We start from the raw sequence: 19488 nt of genomic DNA, 5'->3' as shown, positions 1-19488 counted from the left end.
CCCATTGAGAATATTATGAGTCAGCCGGCAACGGAACATCATGTGTTAATCATTCAAGACTTAAAGGGAAAACGCACCCTCCACCTCCAGTCCGCAACCTACTCTATTGGCAGAGATAAATCTAATGCCATTGTGGTTGAGGCTCCCGATATCTCCCGACAACACGCCCTCCTTTTACGACTGCCTAAACAGGGTGGTGATGGATATCACTATCGTCTAGTGGATGGAAATGCCCGTGGCCGCCTCAGTGCTAACGGTGTCTTTGTCAATGGAACCCGCTCTAAGACCCACAATTTGTTGCATGGGGATCAGATTCGCCTGGGCAGCGATGTCAAGATTGCCTATGAAGTGTTGACCATGGCTAAGGCAGAGTTTATTAGATATCTGGAGCAGATTCGTTTCCAAAGCATTAAGTCTATCCCCCTGACCGGAACCGAAACTTTAGTCGGTGAACCCTTTGAAGTTGATCCAACGGTTGTCCGTAAAGATACTTCTCTACCGCCGCCGCCAGTTGTCACCCTAGTAGAACCTAGTCCAGATGTAAGTTCTCCATCACTGTCTAAATACTGGCTAGTGGGAGTTGGAGGGATTGCAGCCGGAGTTGTTTTGGGGAGTTTGTTAATTTGGGCTTTAAGTCAATCAGCCCCGCCCAGTCCTCAACCCTCAGCCCCGCCCTCAAGTTTTCATTTCTTCAAAAGCTCCACAACTTAAAAGGGCTAGTCCCAAGATTTTGACCGCTTGGGTTTATCCGTCGGAGATAGCTAAGGGCAGGGGAAAACGCGTCTGACTGGCCAGGAGATTCCGGGGTATAGTTACGCAGACTGTTCTGAGAGAGTCAAAATCTTTAAAGAACTGCACCCATATAGTATTTCCTGACTTGTCCCAATAAGAAGCCTAAATGAGTAACGCCATAGAGCAGTCTGGGTAACCCAAGGGTGAGTTGTCAAAATGGGATTGGTTGTTGCAGCTTTTCCACCTTAGGGGGGTGTCGGAATTGGATCAGCAAGATGCCCAGGCCAAAAATTGTCAACCCCGCAGCCACCATAAAACAACCTGCCAGGCCATGGGTGAGGGCTAAGGGTGGGGCTGATTTAATTTCCGAACCGGGGGGTAAGCCGCCCAAAAGAATAAACAAACTACCCATTAAGGGCACGCCAATCATCTGCCCCAGGGTGCTAACCAAGGCAATCAAGCCTGAGCCAATGCCCATGGCGGTGGGGGGCACACTACTCATAATGGCGGTGACACTGGCAGCTTGAAACAGGCCTAAACCAATGCCATAGGGAATAAAGGTCAAAATAAACTGGATAATCGGCGAGTTGCTGTTAAATTGGCTGATCAGGAAACAAACGCCAATGACCAGGCCCAGGCCAATGATTCGAATCCGTTTGGTTCCCCAGCGATCGGATAGCTGCCCGGCCATCGGGGAAATAATGGCGTTACTAATGGGACACACGGCTAGAAGCATTCCCACCTGTTGGGTTGGAAACTGTTTAACAATTTCAAAGAAAAAAGGCAGGACAAAGACACCCCCAGCAATCACCAGGCTAACGATACAGTTGAGAATCACACTTCGGCTTAGTTCCCAGTCGCGAAATAGTTGGAGGTTGAGGGTGGGATATTTCACCTGGGTCTGAATCCAGAGGAAGAGACCGATACCAAGGGCGGCTAGGGCCAATAAAGTCAGGGGAATCATGTTTATAAACCCGCGGGCCTGGCCAGTGGTCATCCCCAAGGCAAAGCTACCTAAACTGAAGGCAATAACCCCGGCACCGAGATAATCAAAGGTTTCAGATTTACGAGGCCGGGCCTGGGTGGGTAAATACTTCAGAATAATTCCCATGGCAATTAATCCAATGGGGATATTAATCCAAAAAATCGCCCGCCAACTCACCCAGGCAATTAAGACTCCCCCTAAGGTTGGCCCCAAGGCAACTCCGACAGACATTAACCCAGAAACGATTCCGAGGGCTTTTCCCCGCTCCTGGGGTGTAAAGGATTCTGTGACAATGGCTGCAGCCAACCCGGCAATGAAAACCCCACCTAAGCCTTCTAAGGCTCGAAAGCCGACTAGTTCCCACACCGTCCCGGCAATGCCACAGAGGGCTGAACTTATCGTAAAGATTGCCAGGCCCCCGATAAATAGATACTTCTTACCCCACAGATCTCCAAGGCGTGATGCCCCTAACTGCAAACTGGTCATGACGAGAAGATAGCTGAGGACGACCCACTGAACAGCGGTAAAGCTGGTTTGAAATTCGCGGATCAAGGTCGGTAGGGCAATATTGACCACGCTTAAATCAATGGTGAACATCAAGATACCTAAACTCACCCCAGTTAAAATCCACCATTTCCGCTGTTGTCCTATTGCACCGGCCATGTTTTTCCCTATTGCTGATGTGATCTAAACCTTTTGTCCCATTGTCTCAGGTGAGCCAGGCCTGGGGCTGTAGGATTCTTACCGATTCACCATCTGACTTTGGTTAGGGCAATGACCTAAGACTCAATTGACGACCCCCTCCCCTCTCCCCAGAATCTCTTGAGTCTCATGAATTTGTAATCTGGCGGAAGACATAACATGCGCTAAACCAGAAGAGTTAAAAGTTAGCTGAAAAGACAAAAAGGGGAAAAATAAAGTATTATTGTCACTTTCAATATTTCCGGCTAGCCTGAGGTTTGGTCCTATCGCAGTTCTTTGGTTTGAGTCTAGGGAGGGGGCATTAATGCGCGTGAGTTCTGAGCATTAGCTCCTATAATCCTAGAGAAATGAATTATCGCGGCAACAAATCCGTTACTCGCCCTAGCAGAAAGATGGTAAACCATGTCTCAAAATAATAATATTGGCCCTTTACTGGCTTCCTTGGTGGTCACGCTGGGCTTATTGGGGGGTGGGGCCTGGTGGTTCTTTCGCTCCCAAGGGGGCAATGTTAACCCAATGATGTCCTTACCGACTTCAGGGGAAACAGGTCTTACGGATAGTAGTACTTCTTCCACCCCTGGGGTTGCTAACTTTAGCCAAGTTAAAGCTGTGCCATCTGGATTGTTCAACTACGGTGGGAGTACCACTTGGGCCCCCATTCGCTTGGAAACTGAATCTTTAATTGCCGGGGCCTGGCCTGATTTTCGCCTGCGTTATACCAACCCGACCACCGGGACACCGGGATCTGGCAGTGGGATTCGGATGTTATTAAATGGTCAGTTAGCCTTTGCCCAATCGTCACGCCCGCTCAATGACAAAGAACTGCAAGAGGCCCAGAGTCGCGGGTTTCGGTTGGTCGCTATTCCAGTCGCTATTGATGGGATTGCCTTTGCTGTGCATCCCAGTTTACAAATCCCAGGCCTGGCGGTATCTCAACTTGCGGATATTTACACTGGAAAAATTACCAACTGGAGTCAAGTGGGAGGCCCCAACCTAGGCATTACGCCCTACTCGCGCCGCCGGGAAGATGGGGGAACGGTGGAATATTTCATTGATGAGATATTGGGCCAGCAGAACCTCGGGGCTAACGTGCAAATGGCCAGGGATACAACCGATGGAATTCGCAAGGTGGCCAGTAACCCAGGGGGCATTTACTACGCCTCTGCGCCGGAGATTGTGGGGCAATGCACCGTCAATTACTTGCCGTTAAAAAGTAAATCCGGGGCCTGGATCCCGCCCTATCAACCCCCCTTTGTCCCTGCCAATCAATGTCCAGGCCAGCGCAATCAACTCAACCAGGCTGCATTTCAAAGCGGTGAATACCCCATTACCCGGCGATTATTTGTTATCGTCAAGCAAAATGACCAAAGTGATCAGCAGGCCGGGGAAGCCTATGCCAACCTATTATTAACAGATCAAGGACAGGCGGCCATTGCCAAGGCGGGTTATGTCCCGTTGCGATAACTGCAAAAAATCTTCAAAAAAAATCAGGTAAACCCCGAAGAGTTTACCCAAAAGGATGAAATGTAGAGCATTACTGATTTAGGATGGCGATGAGGGCAACTCAGGCAAGGCTTTTAAGATTTCTATGTCCTCAGAACCGTCTGTCCTAGGGGATGATCTCAATTTAACGCTCTGCCGAGCAACCTAGATACCAGCAAGAACTACCCCAGACGACCCTAGGACAAGCCCTGAATTAGGAAGTCAAAGTAGGGGGCGGTGGCCGCAGCATCATCTTCACTGAGGAGAGCCAAAGAGGCTTCTTTTAAGCAGCGAATCGCTTCGACCATCCCAGGCATCGGTACACCCAAGGAGTTATACATCTCCCGGACACCAATCAAGCCAATTTTCTCAATAGGCCCCTTATCCCCTGACAAGACACCATAGGTAATCAGCCGCATATACCAGCCGTAATCCCGTAGGCAAAGACTCCGTTGTTTTTGGCCATAGGCATTACCACCAGGGGAGATAAAGTCCGGCCGCTTTTGCCAGAGTTGCTTACTTGCTTTTTCGACAATCCGTTTTTCATTTTCAGATAAGGTCGAGGCGATGCGTACCCGTTGCTCCCCGGTTTGGAAGAATTCACTCAAGGTTTTTAATTCCCCGGCGGTCGGGTAGCGTAATTCATCGTCTGCTTGTAAAACAACTTGGCTAATCACACTCATATTATTTACACCGCTTGATACGCTATTTATTTTAACCAACTGCGGGCCTGGTGCTAATGGTTCTTAACATCCCAGGCCTGGGCCAGACTCACGCATCCTTAGAGAATTTGATGAGTATAGGCGTGCTGCTTCACATTATCCTCGGCCGTGACGAGTCGCTCGGAATTTAAGACCCGCTTGCGTTCTACGGAAAAATTTAAGTCGGTATAGACAGAACCCAGGGGAATATGTTCAGCCGCAACTGGTTTCGCACAGTAAGTCCGAGTGGCCGCCACAGCTCGCTCAGAAAATTCATCACAGAGTTGAGCCTCTGGGGCAAAGTCAGGCGGAACTTGGAGCGGATCCGTTGTCATCTGGCCAAGGCTGACCCCAAGAATTTTACTGTAGGAGGTGGGAATACCTTTGATGATGGCTTCAAGGGCTGCAGACGGAATTGGCTCTAACACCTGCACAGGCGTTAATTTACCATCACGTTTAATGAAGCAAGTCGCCAGGCCAAGGGCAAGGTAGCTGTCAGAGCTTAGGGCAGTGTCAAGGAGGGGTAAAGTCACAGTTTAGTAATCATCAAATAAAAAACGATCATGATCCAAGCTATCCACCGCCAGAATTAGGGAATTGGCGGGGGGCTGGTAGAATCACTGGGTTGGGGGACGGGACTGTTGAGTGGGGCCGGGTCTGAGTGGGCTGCGACTCCAGGTTTAACCCAGACAATTCGCCGTTGATTGGGACGAATGAGATTAGCATCTTCTTGGGCAATTCGTTCGATGGCCTGGGGTTGATTGTCCTGCTGATAGTGGACTTTGAGTTCATTGACCCGGGCCTGGGCTTCTTTTTGGGCCGCTTCTAAGTTCGTGAGCTTTTCCCGTTGAGCTAGGTAGTAAGGGAGAAGTTGTGTGAGAGCGACCAGGCCTGCGGTCACAATCCCCAAGTTAATCAAAACTTTGACGATAATTTCCCGCCCAATTTGTCTGTGTTTGGCCGCCAAGGACAGATTACGCTTTGGACGAACAGGGGGAGAGGGCTTAGGCGCGGTGGCAGTCATCGGGGGAATATCTCCAAACAAGGGGGGGCCTGGCCGATTTCACCTAACCCTCTATTTGTAGAGCTCAGTCGAAAGACGGAAAGCCAAGACAGCGGGAATTAAGGCAATTGCCAGGGCTATGTAAACTTGAGTATCGGTGAGAGTCATGGTTTTATTTCTCCTTAAAACAGCCAAAATGTCAGATCATGAAAGCACCATTGACCAGAAGCCAGGCCAATCCGCTGTTCCTATTAGTTCATAATCCTCAGGCCGATGGCAACTCCAGTTACAGATTGTTACACACTGTCATCTCAGGTCATTAATATTCCCCGACTTAACCCCTCTGTGAGTCCTCAATCGGGGACATCCGACCAGTCAGGGGCTGTTTAACTAGCTCCTCTTTAACCCTGAATTAGCGAGGCGATATTGGTGTAAATTTCTTGGGGCTTTTCAGGAATCTGGATCGCCAAAATTAAGCCCAGCCCAAATTGCCCACTCAGCGGCACAAATCTCTTCCCGAAAATTCACTGTATGGTGGAAGTAGCTCTAGTCATTATTTCGATGACATTATTTCTTACCGAGACCTCGACCGAGTCCCAATGTTAGATCAACTGCTGGAATTTTTTCCCGACTTTGGCTTAGAAACTGTCTCTCTACTATTGGTCCTTGTTGCCTTAGAGGCGGTTCTATCTGCTGATAATGCCATTGCCCTGGCGGCCCTTGTGCAAGGGATCCCAGATTTGAAGTATCAACAGCGGGCTTTGAATTTTGGCCTGGTGGCCGCCTTTGTGCTGCGGATTACCTTGATTTTGACTGCGACTTGGGTGATTAAATTCTGGCAATTTGAACTAGCTGGGGCCGCCTATCTACTGTGGTTATCCTTTAAGTACTTTTCCTCACCGGAAGATGAGCAACATCATCACCATGGCCTGGACATTAACTCCATCTGGCAAGCGATTCCGCTTTTGGCAATTACGGACTTAGCCTTTTCTCTGGATAGTGTGACTACAGCCATTGCCCTCTCAGAAGAACGCTGGATTGTTTTAACCGGGGGCGTGATTGGCATTCTTGTCCTGCGGTTTATGGCTGAGTTATTTATCAGACTACTTAAAGAATTTACTCACCTCCAAGATGCAGGCTATTTGACGGTGACGCTGGTGGGGTTGCGGCTGCTACTGCGGGTCTTTGACTCCCAATTTGTTTTACCTGACTGGTTAATGCTTTCGATGATTGGGCTATGTTTTGCCTGGGGCTTTTCTCAGCGGAATCCACCAGAAACAATCACCCCAGGCCCGGATTTATCTTTGAACTTAGGAACGGTCGAGCCAATGGCAGAGGACTCCCAAGAACCCGTATCCGCCGGAACTACTCATAAATCCACGGAGTTAAACTAGGCGACCAGGCCACGAGTTCTTCCGGTTGAAACCAAAGGCTAATTTCCTTGACAGCAGTTTCAGGGGCATCGGAACCATGGATGACATTGCGACCCACATCAACCCCAAAGTCGCCCCGAATTGTGCCTGGCTCAGAATTTAAGGGGTTTGTCGCGCCAATCATTTTCCGGGCTGTGGCAATGACACCTTTACCTTCCCAAACCATCGCTACCACCGGCCCCGAGGTAATAAACTCCACCAGGCCTGGAAAAAAGGGCTTGGCTTGATGTTCGCCGTAGTGAGTTGAGGCTAGTTCTTTGCTGACTTGAAGTAGTTTCAGACCTACAAGAGTAAATCCTTTTTGTTCTAGACGTTGGATAATTTCACCCACCAGGCCCCGTTGTACCCCATCCGGTTTAATGGCCAGGAATGTCCGTTCCACGCTGCTGTCTCCTCAATGTGAATGGATATGCAAGCTCATTTTACCTGTGTTTGGTTGAGGGGCCGCCGACCTGAGTTGTGACTAAAGAATTAACAGACGTTTTGAGTTAGCATAGCTGCAACCCTAGTCAATCAATCTTTTCCATAAAAATTATGCTCCTCACTGAATTATTCCCTGTTGTCAATCAACTATCCCATCAAGATAAACTGCGCCTAATTCATTTGCTGTTAATGGCAGTGGCCAAAGATGAAGGCTTTGATTTGCATACTTCTGATATTCGGGAAACGGAAATCGAAATGCTCAAGCAACTAGAAGCTAGTGAAGCGGTTGTCTGGTCGCCCTATGATGCTTACGATGCAGCACAAACCCTGGCAGATTTATTAGTAGTGGCAAAACAAGAGAATCATGCTTAACGGTCGGCAATTTATGTCTGTTTTAACTTGTGTCCCAGTCTTATGGCTAATTGAGCTTATCAATGTTATAATTCCGACAAAGTAAGGTTCATGCAATCCTCAAATGTTCATCATATAATTCTCAAATGTTTAAATGTATTGACTTATTTTGTGGAATTGGCGGCTTTAGGGTTGCAGCAAATCAAGCGTCTAAAGACTTAGGTATTGATCTTAAATGGGTTTTTTCATGCGATATAGATAGTCATGCACAACAAACATACTTTGAAAATTTTGAAGACTATCCTCAGAGTGATATTACAACGATAGAATCAAAAGATATCCCTGATCATGATTTATTATTCGCAGGATTTCCTTGTCAACCATTTTCTATTTGTGGAGACCTTAAGGGATTTGAAGATTCTCGTGGAACGTTATTTTTCGAGATCGCTAGAATATTGAGAGAAAAACGCCCAGTTGCTTTTGTTTTAGAAAATGTTAAGCAATTAGTGGGGCATAATCACGGAAAAACCTTAAGACGAATTTTAGACATACTACATGAAATTGGATATTTCGCAGATTATAAGGTTCTTAATGGATTAGACTTTGGTATTCCACACAAAAGAGAGCGAATTTTTATAGTTGGGTTTAGGGAACCGTATAATTTTGACTGGCCAACCCGAAAGATTCCAATGCAGTCCTTAGCAGATTTACTTGAAACCAAGGTATCAGATTTTTATTATGCTTCCCCTAAAATTCGTCAAAGTCGCCTAGAGAAATTTGAAGGAAAACTTCCAGAGCCACCAACTATTTGGCATGAAAATAAATCTGGACACCTTAGCGCATACCCTTACTCATGTGCGATGAGAGCCGGAGCGTCTTACAACTACTTGCTTGTCAATGGTGAACGCCGACTTACTGAGCGGGAAATGCTGAGACTGTTGGGTTTTCCTGATTCATTTAAGATCATTTATGGTTATAGTATTATGCGTAAGTTGGCGGGTAATTCTATAGTTGTTCCATGTGCTCTTTCCGTCATCAAAGCAGTCTTACTTACCTTGAAAAATCCAAACATATCTTCATCTTTAAACTATGACATCAAACAACTAGCCTTTCTCTAGATTTAGAATATTTTACATAACAAATTAATTCAAGAATAATTTAGATGATTGATATAGATGAAGCTAAAGGAAAGCTAGATAATATTATTAATATTGCTCGAACTGATTTGTATAAGCCTATTCAAATTGCAGAGGTTTTATACAATTCACGAATCAATCAAGATATTGATGTCAGTCAAGTTGAAACATATCGAAACACATCAAAGCAATGGAGGGATAATGTTACTCGGCGATTATTAGGAAAAGTTTGTACTTCGACTGCCAGATTCCAAGATAATCTTTGGGATCAAAATGCAATGCCAGTAAGTCATCTTAAAGTCTTAGATACCGAAAATAAGAGATTAGGTGGAGCTATTGAACGTTATATATATTATCGGTTTATAGAACGTCAAGAATTGGTGGCATCTGTTATGCGCAAACTAGATATTGATAATTATGAACTATTAAAATTAGAAGACTTACTTTCTTTGATTACTGATAGTACAGGATTGAGAAGAAGCATTGATAAAGTTTACGAGATCATTACTTATAGTTTGTTTGAAACAATTGTATCTAGCTTAGAAGTTGAAGTATCAGTTAAAATACCAGATAAAAATATTGAATTGTTGGAAGAATTTAATGATTTGACTCAGGTTCTGTTAGGTGTAAGTGCTGTAAATACTACATCAATGACTCAAGCTCATATTTATCGAGTTGGCGTGACAAATGCGGCAGATAGAGGACTTGATATGTGAGCTAATTTTGGCCCTGCTATTCAGGTTAAACACCTCACTCTAAAACCAAAATTGGCTGAGAAAATTGTTGATCAAGTTGAAAGTGATCATATAGTTATAGTCTGTAAAGATGCTGAGGCTATTGTGATTCAATCTGTTATTCAGCAAATTAGCTGGGGGCAACGTGTTCGTGGCATTGTGAAAGAGTCTGACCTGATTGCTTGGTATGAAAAATGCTTAAGAGGTAAGTTTGCTAAGTCACTGGGTCAAAATTTGCTGAGCCAAATGAAAAGTGATTTTGCTAATGAATTTCCACACGTAGTTGAAGCGTTTAATTTTTGCAAGGAACGGGGTTATTCTGAAATGCAACCGCTACCTTTTTGGGACGTTTAATTCGGTTCAAATTGAAGAGTGCAGGGTTAGGGTTGCGTGCTGTTGAGATAACTTTCGGCGGCTAATTTCAACCGATCTCCCTCCAAGATTAACTGATGCACATCGTTTTTGAGATCAAGATAGGGTTGGCGGGCTTCCTGTTTTTCCCGTTGCATGGCCTGGCGTGTCATTGAGCGAACAGTTCCGGCCATCCGGCGTTTGCCAAATAAATCCAGGCCAACAGAAACAAGGCTATCCGGGCGGGATTGAGCCACAGTTTGATTGATTTGTTGAATCTGGGCATTAATCTCCCGCTTAATCACTCGCAGTTGCTTTTGTACCAGCGTTATTTCTTTTACCTGCTGTTTGACTGAGGCGGGATGATCTAACACCAAGCTTATTTTTGACTTCAGAGTTTGAATTTCATCTACCCAGGCCATGGCGTTCTCCTTTTAACCAATGGATGTTTCTATGGGTTGGGGGTTTTATTGGACTTTTTCGGAAAATTTTAATCCCTACTGTACACGCTGAATTTACTCTTGCCCCTGCTCTAAAGCTGGTTGGTGGGGAACAAGGTAGGGAAAACCGTATCTACAAGCAGGGAGATTGCGAAGTCTGGAGTTCTCTGCCCCAGGCCCTACCCCTCGTAAAATAGGACTTAACGACTTTAACGCAAGCACTAGCGAGTAAGAACCGATCATGCTGGAACAGGGCACCATTTCGATCCATACTGAGAATATTTTCCCGATCATCAAAAAGTGGCTCTACTCCGATCATGAAATTTTCCTGCGGGAATTAGTCTCCAACGGGGTAGATGCGATTCAAAAACTGCGGATGATTGCCCGAACTGGGGATTATGCTGGCGATGTCGATCATCCCGAAATTACGATTGCCATTGATAAAGAAGCCAAGCAGTTAAAAATTACCGACACCGGCCTGGGGATGACCGCCGAGGAAGTCAAAAAATACATCACCCAAGTCGCGTTTTCCAGTGCCGAGGAATTTGTCGAAAAGTATAAAAATCAAGCGGATCAGGCGATTATTGGACACTTTGGCCTGGGCTTTTACTCCTCGTTTATGGTGGCTAAAACCGTTGAAATCGAGACTCTGTCGTACCAGGCCGGGGCCAGCGCGGTGAAATGGCATTGTGATGGCTCCACGGAATACAGCCTCACCGAATCGGATCGTACCGCAGTCGGAACCACTATTACCCTGACCATGCAAGAGGAGGAGTTGGACTACCTCGAACCCGCCCGGATTAAGGAATTGGTACGGAAATATTGTGATTTCTTGCCGGTGTCGATCAAACTGGATGGGGAGCAAATCAACAAACAAAAGGCGGCCTGGAAAGAGTCCCCTAGCAGTTTAACCAAAGAAGATTATTTAGAGTTTTATCGCTATCTGTATCCGTTCCAAGAAGAGCCACTCCTTTGGGTGCATTTGAACACGGATTATCCGTTTGTGGTGAATGGGATTTTATATTTCCCGAAATTGCGCCCCGATATTGATGTCACCAAAGGTCAAATTAAGCTCTTCTGCAATCAAGTCTTTGTCAGCGATAACTGTGAAGAAGTTATTCCCAAATTCCTGTTACCGTTGCGGGGGGTGATTGATAGCAGCGATATCCCGTTGAATGTCTCCCGCAGTTTCCTCCAAAATGATCGCACCGTCCGCCGGATTGCGGATTACATTGCCAAGAAAGTGGGAGATCGCCTCAAAGAACTCTATCGGGATGATCCCCAGGCCTATGCCCGCAGTTGGAACGACTTGGGCACTTTTGTCAAATTTGGCTCCATCAATGATGACAAGTTTAAAGAGCAAGTCAAAGAAATTATCATCTTCCGCACCTCTGCCAACCTAGCCGCCACCAAACCCGAAGATGCTGGAGATGAGTGGGCCGATGAGCAAAGCCTTGTTGTCGATGGGCAGTCCTACACAACCCTCAAGGATTACCTCAGCCGGACTTCGGAAAAACAAGGGCAACGGGTCTATTACTGCACCGATGAAGTCAACCAGGCCACCTATGTCAACTTGCTCCAGAGCCAAGGCATTGAAGTCCTGTTCATGGATAACTATTTTGATACTCACTTTGTCCCTTGGTTAGAGCAAGAGTATAAAGACCTTAAATTCTCGCGGGTGGATGCAGAACTCGATGAAACCCTAATTGATAAAGATAAGGCCGCCGAAATTGTCGATCCGGGCAGCAACAAAACCCGCAGCGAACTGATTCAAGAACTCTTTACCAAAGCTCTGAACAAGCCCAACGTTACTGTTCGCACTGAACCGCTGAAATCTGACAACCCTGAAGGCGCGCCCCCGGCCATGATCTTGCTCCCGGAATCCACCCGCCGGATGCAGGAAATGATGGCCATGATGCAGCAAAAAATCAGCATTGATCTGCCCAATGACCATACCCTCCTAGTCAACACCGCCCATCCCCTCGTTCAAAACCTGATCAGCCTCAGTCAAGGCAGCATTGTCCAAACCTCTGGGCAGTCACCTTCAGCGGAATTGGCCGACCAACTCTGTGCCTACATTTACGATCTGGCATTAATTGGGCAGCGGGGCCTGGATGCCGAGGGGATGAAACAATTTAGCCAGCGAGCCAGTTCCGTCCTAACCCGCTTAACCGCGATGGCCAGTAAATAGTAGATTCCCAACTCTTTGAAGTTATTTCGGGTAGAAATCATGGAGATTCACGAGCAATTATCTGAGATCCTGCCTTTTCAACTAACTTACTAGGCAATGAGCCAGGCCTATCTCAAATCTCTAAGCTCTAGTCCTACCGTGTTAGCCACTTGATAAATTGATCTGTCATCACCCATTTGGTTAAGGTTGTCGAAGGGGCAGTTTGATCGCCGAATTGGACGTAGGCACACTTGAAGGGGCAGATGGCATGGTTTTTACTGGACTAACGATTATTGGCGCACTCCTCATACTGGGTTGGGGGTTGTACCGAGCGTTACCAATGGGGAAGTTGGGCATCGTGGCCTGGTTGCAGTCGGTGGTGCTGATGCTGCCCTGGTTGCTCCTGTTTGGCTTAATGAGCGTTGGGGTCAATATCAGTTTTGCCGCAATTCTGGGCTTTCTCTTGATTTCTGTTGGGGTTTATATCGGCCTGGGTCGTTGGTTACGCGCATTAGCCGCCGCCAGTCCCCTCAGTCCCTCCATCTCCTCGGCCTCTGATCAGCCCTTGGATCAGCCAAACTCTGGGGGGATAACCAAGGCGGGGGAGGTTTCCCTAGAGGCTGAACCCATCGCCACCATTCCAGGAGAAGACTTCAAAGCGGTACAGGGAATTTTTGGAATTGACACCTTTTTTGCCACCGAACTTAAACCCTACAAAGAAGGCCTGATCTGCCGGGGGAACTTACGGGGAGAGACAAAGACTGTTCATCAAACCTTAACAACTCGCTTGGAAACGGTTTTGCCAGATAAATATCGCCTGTTCATGGTACCGAACCAAGAGAATAAACCCGTCGTGATTATTTTGCCGCGTCGGGAACCGGAACCACCCGCCGTCTCTGAGAAAATCCTGGCTACGGTCTTAGGTATTGCCGCAGTTGCCACCAGTTTAGAGGCCAGTTCTTTAGTCCAAGGGTTTAGTTTTTATCAAGAACCGGGTCGTATTTCCCAATCTTTGCCTTTGGCTTTGGGACTCATTTTAATTTTGATTGCCCATGAACTGGGACATCGTTGGATGGCGAATCAATACAATCAAGTCCTACCCCAGCGGGATCAAATTCGTTTGAGTTGGCCCTTCTTCATCCCGGCCTGGCAACTGGGTTCCTTTGGGGCGATTCTCCGCTTTGATTCATTTCTACCCAATCGAACTGTTTTGTTTGATCTGGCCATAGCTGGGCCGGCGGTGGGGGGAGTTTTATCTCTGGCGGTTTTAGTTGTCGGGTTACTGTTATCCCATCCCGGCAGTGTTTTTCAAATTCCTAGCCTATTTTTCCAAGGTTCAATCCTAGTGGGGACTTTGGCTAAGGCAATTTTGGGAGAGGCTCTACAAGCTGAGTTAGTGGATGTTAGTCCTTTCGTAATTATTGGTTGGTTGGGTCTGGTGGTGACGGCCTTAAATTTAATGCCTGCGGGACAATTGGATGGGGGACGCATTATCCAGGCCATCTATGGGCCAAAGGTGGCCACTCGATCAACTTGGATTACGCTGATCGTCCTTGGCTTAGTGGCCTTGGGAAATCCTCTGGCACTCTATTGGGCCCTATTAATCATCTTCTTGCAGCGAGATATTGAACGTCCCAACTTGGAAGAGATGACTGAACCCGATGATACACGGGCTGGCTTAGGGTTACTGGCTCTGTTGTTGATGGCGGCCACCTTGATTCCCCTTGCCCCAGGCCTGGCCGGACGCTTGGGGATTGGCTAATAGCGAGAGCGCGGTGGATAAATGAGCACGGGTTGGTTATGGGGGCTGGCCTGGTAGATAATCGGTTGACTACTGCCACCGGAATAGGTTGATCCAGAGCGGGGATAAATGAGCACCGGTTGATTGTAAGGATTGGCCTGGTAGATGATCGGCTGATTATTTTGAACTGGAAAGGGCAGCAGCGGCGGATAAGCTGACACAGGCGGCACAACAAAGGTGGGTTGACCAAAGGTATTGGGAATCGTCACAACTTGCCCCGTTTGGCCAAAAACAACTGATGTTTGGGCTAGAGTCGGCGAAACCAAGCCAAGGATTGCGGTGCTGGCCCCCAAGAAGCTAAGGCCCCAAACCCAAGGGGCTGGCTTAGCAAACTTTCCTAAAGATTGAATCATGATCTTATCCCCGCTGCGTGAGAAGCTGCTTTCAGAATATCAACCGCCTATGACGTTCAAGTGAACATGAAAGTTGCCTCAGACTGATCAATGCCCCAGCCCTAACGGGTGATGCCTGCCCCTATTTATACTTGATCCATGTCCCAACCTCACCCTAATCCTAATCCGTGGCTTTATCCCTACCCACCCCTACAAGCGGGGATTTTACTGAGGCGATACAAGCGTTTCTTTGCGGATATCCAACTCACAACAGGGGAGGAAATTACCGCTCACTGCCCAAACACAGGCCCAATGACGGGGATTTCGACTCCTGGGAGTCCGGTGCAGGTTTCCTATCATCCAGACCCCAAGCGCAAGTTAGCTTATACCTGGGAGATGATTCAAGTGAATGACAATGGCCCGGCCTGGTTCGGAGTCAATACCAGTCTCCCCAACCGCGTTGTTGCCGCCGCCTTAGACGCAGGAATTTTGCCGGAATTAGCGGGTTATGCCGAGATTAAACGAGAAGTCACCTATGGGCAAGAACGCAGCCGGATTGACTTTTTCTTAACTAGCCCCAAGCAACGCCCCACCTATGTGGAAGTCAAAAGTACAACCTGGGCCACTGGGGAACTGGCCTTATTTCCCGACACCGTTACTACCCGTGGGCAGAAACACCTCCGAGAATTGATGGCATTAATTCCAACTGCGCGGGTTTGTATGCTCTACTTCATTAACCGTGGCGACTGTCCCAACTTTGCTCCTGGAGATACAACGGATCCAACCTATGGTGAACTACTGCGCCAGGCCCGCGAGCGGGGCTTAGAAGTTTTACCCTATCGGTTTGAAATTACACCCACTGGGATTCAGTTTTGCGGACGGGCAGCTTGTCAATTTTAGGGGCAGCAGCAGTAGGTAAGGCAGGGGAGAAATAGGACTTGGACACCTGGGGAAAAGAGCCAGGCAGGTGTGTGAGAACGTCCAACGCTGCTTGTTTGACCTTGGGTTCCGGTTCATGGGGGATCAGCAATAACAAGGCCTCTTGGAAAATATTGACTCTTTGGGGATCCGTTGCCAAAGACAGGAGTTGCCGAATGGCCAAATAACGCTTGAGAGCTTGAGGATCAGCCAAATCCGTCAAGAGAGTTTGCCACTGGGTCTGGCTGTTCTGCTCGGTTTGACGTTGGTTAAGGGTGATCAATATCCAGAAAATTCCTAGTACGCCCAAGCCTTGGATGACCAAACCCAAACCAATCCACGGACTCGGACTATCTTGCCATATTTTTAGGGCTGTATAGGTACCTAAGGTTGCGCCACTGGCTAAGACTCCAGCTAAAAACAAGGGATGGTGTTGACCCAATCGCCAGAGGGAATGGGAGACTTGCCAGGCCTGGTTGAGGACAGCGGGAATGGCCGGGTGGCGGCGGTGAACAAGGAGTAATGTCCCAATTCCACTTATGGTTGCCGTCAACAAAATTGGCTCTGTCTCCCATAGCCCCAGCCCCAAAAGAGCAGTGCCCAGAACCAATGTGCCCCGTCGCGTTAATGGCCATCGCCATGAAAATCGCTGATTCGCTTGTTGCAATAAAAATACCCTGTCCAGTAAAGGCCTAAACCTGAAAAGATTAAGGGGGAGAGGCACTGATTTCCGCATCTTACTATCTCGTATCTTGACTGAAAAGCGGCGATCATGATTCAAAATTATGGTTTGAAATTGAGAGGGCATTTCCCAATTCAAACAGACTAAACCTAGGCTTAATCAACTGTCAATGGGACAGATCCCAGCCCAGCCTACACATATTGATATATCAAGATTTCCGTTGAGACTTAAAAAAGACATCCCCCTAATTTACCTCGGAATGAATCTTGCTTAGGAAAATGAGTTCATGCTTAAAGGATACCACTCGATAATTAATCGCGACCTCTTTAAGACTACCGCCGAGACATCGACATCAATGCGCTTTAAGTTAGATTCCTTCACTCAGTCCCAGGCCAGTGACGATGGTTTGCATCTCAAGAGAGGTGAGATAGGATGATGAAAATGCTTTCTAGGGCAGTCAATTGCCGCGTCCTCTGCATCTACGAACCCGCAAAGCTCTACACCCCCAGGCCAGGCCATTTCTCAAGTGGGCCGGTGGTAAATCCCAACTCATCGGGCAAATCATTCCCTACCTCCCCCTGGCACTCATGAACGGTGAAATTGAAACCTATATTGAACCCTTCATCGGTGGTGGGGCCGTATTTTTAGAAGTTGCCCAACACTATCCTGTCAAAAATCTAATCATTGCCGATGTCAACCCAGAAATTGTCCTAGCCTATCGGGTCATTCAAGCCCAAGTTAGGGAATTAATTTCAGCCTTAGCTATCCTAGAAAGCCAATATCTCCAGGCCCCTGAGTCCGAGCGGGAAGCCATGTTTTATGCCATTCGCCAAGCCTTTAACCAAACCCAAACTAAGATTAACTATGCCCGTGTAGCCGACCCGGAAATTCAGCATACAGCCCAATTAATTTTTTTGAATCGCACCTGTTTTAATGGCCTATTTCGGGTGAATCAAAAAGGTGAGTTTAATGTTCCCTTTGGGCGGTATATTCGACCGCGAATTTGTCAACCGGACAATCTCCAACGGGTTGCCGAACTCCTATCGTCTGTAAAAATCTTGCGAGGTGACTTTGAACTCATTCGCCCCTTTGTCAACCCTCAAACCTTTGTTTACTTTGATCCCCCCTATCGCCCGATTAGCAAAACTGCCAGCTTCAAAGCCTATGCCCAAGGTAACTTTACGGATCACGAACAAACCCGGTTAGCAACCTTTGCGCGAGAGTTAGATCAGCGCGGGGCCAAACTGCTCCTGAGTAACTCCGATCCCCACAATAAAGATCCAGAGGATAACTTTTTTGAAACCCTCTATGATTCCTTTCAGATTTACCGCCTCCAGGCCAAGCGGGCCATCAATAGTAACCCCAGCAAACGCGGCCCGGTCAGTGAACTGTTGATCCTCAACTATCTTGTTGAAACATTACCTGAGCAAATTGGCTAACGATCCTCATTCATCACTGCTGACGGTGTTTGACTCGGCCGGGAATCACCCTCCAAATGAGTGAGCGGCTCCATGAGGGGATATTCACTCACATAGGTGGGCGCAAAGGTGGTTAAGGACATCAGAGTGAGTTCCATTAATTCAATGTAATCCTGAATATTCACCTGATTCTCAATCAACATTTGTCGATAACTCAGACGCAGATCCTTGAGCTTTGTTAAGGCCTCTTCCGGCCTGGTTTGTAGGGTGGCTTGCCAGTCATCCACTAACAGTAAAGTCTTCAAAATTGCCTGATTCCGTTTCTCTTGAATTAAAACTTGGCACTGCTCCGAAAACCGTTGGGCGCGATGCTGTGCCTGGTCGTAGGCTTCGGCATTAATTTTGCCATCAATAAACATCAATCGCTGTTCTTGGTTTAATTCTTCAATTCCTTGCAAGGCCTGGTCAGGATAATCCGGTAAGAGTTGTTTCAATTCCGTAATCCGCTTGGTCGTAATTGCCATCACCTTTTGGGAACGCTGATATCGCCAATACTGCAAGACAATCCCCACCACACTGGACAACACCAGGATCATCACCCCGGCCTGGAGATCATTATTATTTTCCCAATAGCGCACCCAGGCACTGCGGGGATCACCGGATTTATAAACATCACTAGCCGCTGGATGGACATAGAACAGGCCCTGCTGCAATAAACGGGTTGCATCCCCAGTTTGTAATTCGGGATAAAACAGGGCAAACTCCCGCGCCGAGTCCAAAATTGCCCAAGTCACCAACCCCACAACCTGATCACTGACATCTGCGCGAGTAGCCAAGACCGTTGAGGTGCTGAAGGTGGCAATATCCTCAGGGGGAATCGGGGGATTAGCGGAATAGGAACCCTGCAAAATCCGCGTGGGAAAATAGGCATCGGGCTCCCGGATTGAGAGGTAGTTAATTAAACTGGGGGGCATTGAGATGAGCTTCAGGTTGGCCTGGGTTTTGAACCATTGCCGCAGGGTTAAATTTCCCCCCACACTGCCCACATAGACTACGGCTGCCAGTTGATTTTTAGTTAATTTATCGAGGGCCTGGTCGAGGGGACTCTCATCCGCTTGAACTTGGATATTTTGATTGGCAAAAATCACCTTGGCAGTATAACTCGGGCCACCCCCAGGCGGGCCAATCCCAACTTGCCGATTTTGTAAATCTGCTAATTTCCGCACCCCAGATGTGGTGGTCGTAATCACATGAATCGGTTCTTGGGATAGAACTGCAACCGCCTTAATTTGCCGCTTCTCCATCGCCGCCACCGCCACATCCAACTGAGTCAGGGCAAAATCCACCTGATGGGCCTGGAGTCGGGTTAAATTTTGCGTTGAACCGGAAGACGGTAGACCTTCCAGATTCAAGCCCACCTCGGCCTGGGTGACCTGGGTAATTTTCTCTCCTAACTGATGGTAAAAACTATCGGGACGACCACTGGAGAGGCGCACTGTTGAGTTCCCAGCCCCACAGCCCACCAGACCCCAGGCCAATCCCAGGCCCAAACAGCCCCCGGCTAGCCCAAGTCCTTCCCAATGCCAGTCCTGCCTTACCACCCTTTTAAATTCCCGCACTCCTACTAAAAACTTATTCCAAAAAAGTAAAAATCCCCAGCAGCCAGAGTGACTCTAGGGAAAGACATTTGCGTA

19 protein-coding genes and 1 pseudogene are annotated in these 19488 nt (G+C 47.6%); 10 read left to right on the top strand and 10 right to left on the bottom strand.

The window, feature by feature from the left end:
• Positions 1-15: 15 nt before the first annotated feature.
• On the top strand, positions 16-711 hold the full coding sequence (locus tag SYN6312_RS18365; RefSeq protein WP_015125048.1) for an FHA domain-containing protein: 696 nt from the start codon (positions 16-18) through the stop codon (positions 709-711).
• Positions 712-943: 232 nt separating this feature from the next.
• Here the strand turns inward: SYN6312_RS18365 and SYN6312_RS11475 are convergent, their stop codons facing one another.
• The gene (locus tag SYN6312_RS11475; RefSeq protein ID WP_015125047.1) at positions 944-2380 is read right to left on the bottom strand and encodes an MFS transporter; all 1437 of its coding nucleotides are present in this window, start codon (positions 2378-2380) and stop codon (positions 944-946) included.
• Positions 2381-2821: 441 nt separating this feature from the next.
• Between SYN6312_RS11475 and SYN6312_RS11470 the strand changes: the two genes are divergently transcribed.
• Positions 2822-3883, top strand: a complete 1062-nt coding sequence (locus SYN6312_RS11470) for a PstS family phosphate ABC transporter substrate-binding protein (RefSeq protein ID WP_015125046.1) — start codon at positions 2822-2824, stop codon at positions 3881-3883.
• Positions 3884-4098: 215 nt separating this feature from the next.
• On the opposite strand, the gene apcD is transcribed toward SYN6312_RS11470, so the two are convergent.
• From apcD to psaM, 4 genes are all read right to left on the bottom strand, one after another.
• Positions 4099-4584: an allophycocyanin subunit alpha-B gene (gene apcD / locus SYN6312_RS11465; RefSeq protein ID WP_015125045.1), complete on the bottom strand. Its 486-nt coding sequence runs from the start codon at positions 4582-4584 to the stop codon at positions 4099-4101.
• 98 nt (positions 4585-4682) lie between these two features.
• Positions 4683-5135 carry a hypothetical protein gene (locus SYN6312_RS11460; RefSeq protein WP_015125044.1) on the bottom strand — a complete coding sequence of 151 codons (453 nt, stop codon included), beginning with the start codon at positions 5133-5135 and terminating at the stop codon, positions 4683-4685.
• A gap of 56 nt (positions 5136-5191) precedes the next feature.
• Entirely contained in the window at positions 5192-5626 is a 435-nt protein-coding gene (locus tag SYN6312_RS11455; protein WP_015125043.1) for a hypothetical protein, read from the bottom strand.
• Positions 5627-5677: 51 nt separating this feature from the next.
• On the bottom strand, positions 5678-5773 hold the full coding sequence (gene psaM, locus SYN6312_RS18985) for a photosystem I reaction center subunit XII (protein ID WP_015125042.1): 96 nt from the start codon (positions 5771-5773) through the stop codon (positions 5678-5680).
• A gap of 431 nt (positions 5774-6204) precedes the next feature.
• Between psaM and SYN6312_RS11450 the strand changes: the two genes are divergently transcribed.
• Positions 6205-6999: a TerC family protein gene (locus SYN6312_RS11450; protein ID WP_015125041.1), complete on the top strand. Its 795-nt coding sequence runs from the start codon at positions 6205-6207 to the stop codon at positions 6997-6999.
• Here the strand turns inward: SYN6312_RS11450 and ndk are convergent.
• On the bottom strand, positions 6971-7420 hold the full coding sequence (gene ndk / locus SYN6312_RS11445) for a nucleoside-diphosphate kinase (protein WP_015125040.1): 450 nt from the start codon (positions 7418-7420) through the stop codon (positions 6971-6973). The genes SYN6312_RS11450 and ndk overlap by 29 nt on opposite strands.
• A gap of 152 nt (positions 7421-7572) precedes the next feature.
• Here ndk and SYN6312_RS11440 point away from each other — a divergent pair, with 152 nt between their 5' ends.
• From SYN6312_RS11440 to SYN6312_RS20605, 3 genes and pseudogenes are all read left to right on the top strand, one after another.
• Complete coding sequence (locus tag SYN6312_RS11440) at positions 7573-7833, top strand: hypothetical protein (RefSeq protein WP_015125039.1); 261 nt, start codon at positions 7573-7575, stop codon at positions 7831-7833.
• Between the two features lie 125 nt (positions 7834-7958).
• Positions 7959-8930, top strand: coding sequence for a DNA cytosine methyltransferase (locus SYN6312_RS11435; RefSeq protein WP_015125038.1), 972 nt, complete (start codon positions 7959-7961; stop codon positions 8928-8930).
• A 44-nt stretch (positions 8931-8974) separates the two neighbouring features.
• Positions 8975-10036: pseudogene (locus SYN6312_RS20605) on the top strand (HaeII family restriction endonuclease).
• A gap of 26 nt (positions 10037-10062) precedes the next feature.
• Here SYN6312_RS20605 and SYN6312_RS11425 read toward each other — a convergent pair.
• Entirely contained in the window at positions 10063-10455 is a 393-nt protein-coding gene (locus SYN6312_RS11425) for a hypothetical protein (protein ID WP_015125037.1), read from the bottom strand.
• Positions 10456-10714: 259 nt separating this feature from the next.
• Here SYN6312_RS11425 and htpG point away from each other — a divergent pair, with 259 nt between their 5' ends.
• Both htpG and SYN6312_RS11410 read left to right on the top strand, forming a co-directional pair.
• Positions 10715-12664, top strand: coding sequence for a molecular chaperone HtpG (gene htpG, locus SYN6312_RS11415; protein ID WP_015125036.1), 1950 nt, complete (start codon positions 10715-10717; stop codon positions 12662-12664).
• Between the two features lie 247 nt (positions 12665-12911).
• Positions 12912-14405, top strand: a complete 1494-nt coding sequence (locus SYN6312_RS11410; RefSeq protein WP_015125035.1) for a site-2 protease family protein — start codon at positions 12912-12914, stop codon at positions 14403-14405.
• On the opposite strand, the gene SYN6312_RS11405 is transcribed toward SYN6312_RS11410, so the two are convergent.
• A complete protein-coding gene (locus SYN6312_RS11405) occupies positions 14402-14797 on the bottom strand; it encodes a hypothetical protein (RefSeq protein ID WP_015125034.1) in 396 nt (131 codons plus the stop codon). The genes SYN6312_RS11410 and SYN6312_RS11405 overlap by 4 nt on opposite strands.
• A gap of 138 nt (positions 14798-14935) precedes the next feature.
• Here SYN6312_RS11405 and sfsA point away from each other — a divergent pair, with 138 nt between their 5' ends.
• Positions 14936-15676 carry a DNA/RNA nuclease SfsA gene (gene sfsA / locus SYN6312_RS11400; RefSeq protein ID WP_015125033.1) on the top strand — a complete coding sequence of 247 codons (741 nt, stop codon included), beginning with the start codon at positions 14936-14938 and terminating at the stop codon, positions 15674-15676.
• Here the strand turns inward: sfsA and SYN6312_RS18360 are convergent.
• A complete protein-coding gene (locus SYN6312_RS18360) occupies positions 15627-16361 on the bottom strand; it encodes a hypothetical protein (RefSeq protein ID WP_156804788.1) in 735 nt (244 codons plus the stop codon). The genes sfsA and SYN6312_RS18360 overlap by 50 nt on opposite strands.
• A gap of 476 nt (positions 16362-16837) precedes the next feature.
• Between SYN6312_RS18360 and SYN6312_RS11390 the strand changes: the two genes are divergently transcribed.
• Entirely contained in the window at positions 16838-17815 is a 978-nt protein-coding gene (locus tag SYN6312_RS11390; protein ID WP_015125030.1) for a DNA adenine methylase, read from the top strand.
• Here the strand turns inward: SYN6312_RS11390 and SYN6312_RS11385 are convergent.
• On the bottom strand, positions 17812-19395 hold the full coding sequence (locus tag SYN6312_RS11385; RefSeq protein WP_015125029.1) for a TAXI family TRAP transporter solute-binding subunit: 1584 nt from the start codon (positions 19393-19395) through the stop codon (positions 17812-17814). The two genes, SYN6312_RS11390 and SYN6312_RS11385, sit on opposite strands and share 4 nt — an antisense overlap.
• Positions 19396-19488 lie beyond the last annotated feature (93 nt).

This window comes from Synechococcus sp. PCC 6312 (genome assembly GCF_000316685.1).
GTDB lineage: Bacteria > Cyanobacteriota > Cyanobacteriia > Thermosynechococcales > Thermosynechococcaceae > Pseudocalidococcus.
Note: the sequence above shows the minus strand (reverse complement) of the source record. Positions and strands in the feature narration are given on the sequence as shown.

Bases quoted from the DNA above. Each gene is read 5' to 3' on its own strand.
- SYN6312_RS11425 (WP_015125037.1), bottom strand. From the start codon at position 10,455: ATGGCCTGGGTAGATGAAATTCAAACTCTGAAGTCAAAAATAAGCTTG.
- apcD (WP_015125045.1), bottom strand. From the start codon at position 4,584: ATGAGTGTGATTAGCCAAGTTGTTTTACAAGCAGACGATGAATTACGC.
- SYN6312_RS11475 (WP_015125047.1), bottom strand. From the start codon at position 2,380: ATGGCCGGTGCAATAGGACAACAGCGGAAATGGTGGATTTTAACTGGG.
- sfsA (WP_015125033.1), top strand. From the start codon at position 14,936: ATGTCCCAACCTCACCCTAATCCTAATCCGTGGCTTTATCCCTACCCA.
- SYN6312_RS11410 (WP_015125035.1), top strand. From the start codon at position 12,912: ATGGTTTTTACTGGACTAACGATTATTGGCGCACTCCTCATACTGGGT.
- SYN6312_RS11440 (WP_015125039.1), top strand. From the start codon at position 7,573: ATGCTCCTCACTGAATTATTCCCTGTTGTCAATCAACTATCCCATCAA.
- htpG (WP_015125036.1), top strand. From the start codon at position 10,715: ATGCTGGAACAGGGCACCATTTCGATCCATACTGAGAATATTTTCCCG.
- psaM (WP_015125042.1), bottom strand. From the start codon at position 5,773: ATGACTCTCACCGATACTCAAGTTTACATAGCCCTGGCAATTGCCTTA.
- SYN6312_RS18365 (WP_015125048.1), top strand. From the start codon at position 16: ATGAGTCAGCCGGCAACGGAACATCATGTGTTAATCATTCAAGACTTA.
- SYN6312_RS11435 (WP_015125038.1), top strand. From the start codon at position 7,959: ATGTTTAAATGTATTGACTTATTTTGTGGAATTGGCGGCTTTAGGGTT.
- SYN6312_RS11470 (WP_015125046.1), top strand. From the start codon at position 2,822: ATGTCTCAAAATAATAATATTGGCCCTTTACTGGCTTCCTTGGTGGTC.
- SYN6312_RS11450 (WP_015125041.1), top strand. From the start codon at position 6,205: ATGTTAGATCAACTGCTGGAATTTTTTCCCGACTTTGGCTTAGAAACT.
- SYN6312_RS11405 (WP_015125034.1), bottom strand. From the start codon at position 14,797: ATGATTCAATCTTTAGGAAAGTTTGCTAAGCCAGCCCCTTGGGTTTGG.
- SYN6312_RS11455 (WP_015125043.1), bottom strand. From the start codon at position 5,626: ATGACTGCCACCGCGCCTAAGCCCTCTCCCCCTGTTCGTCCAAAGCGT.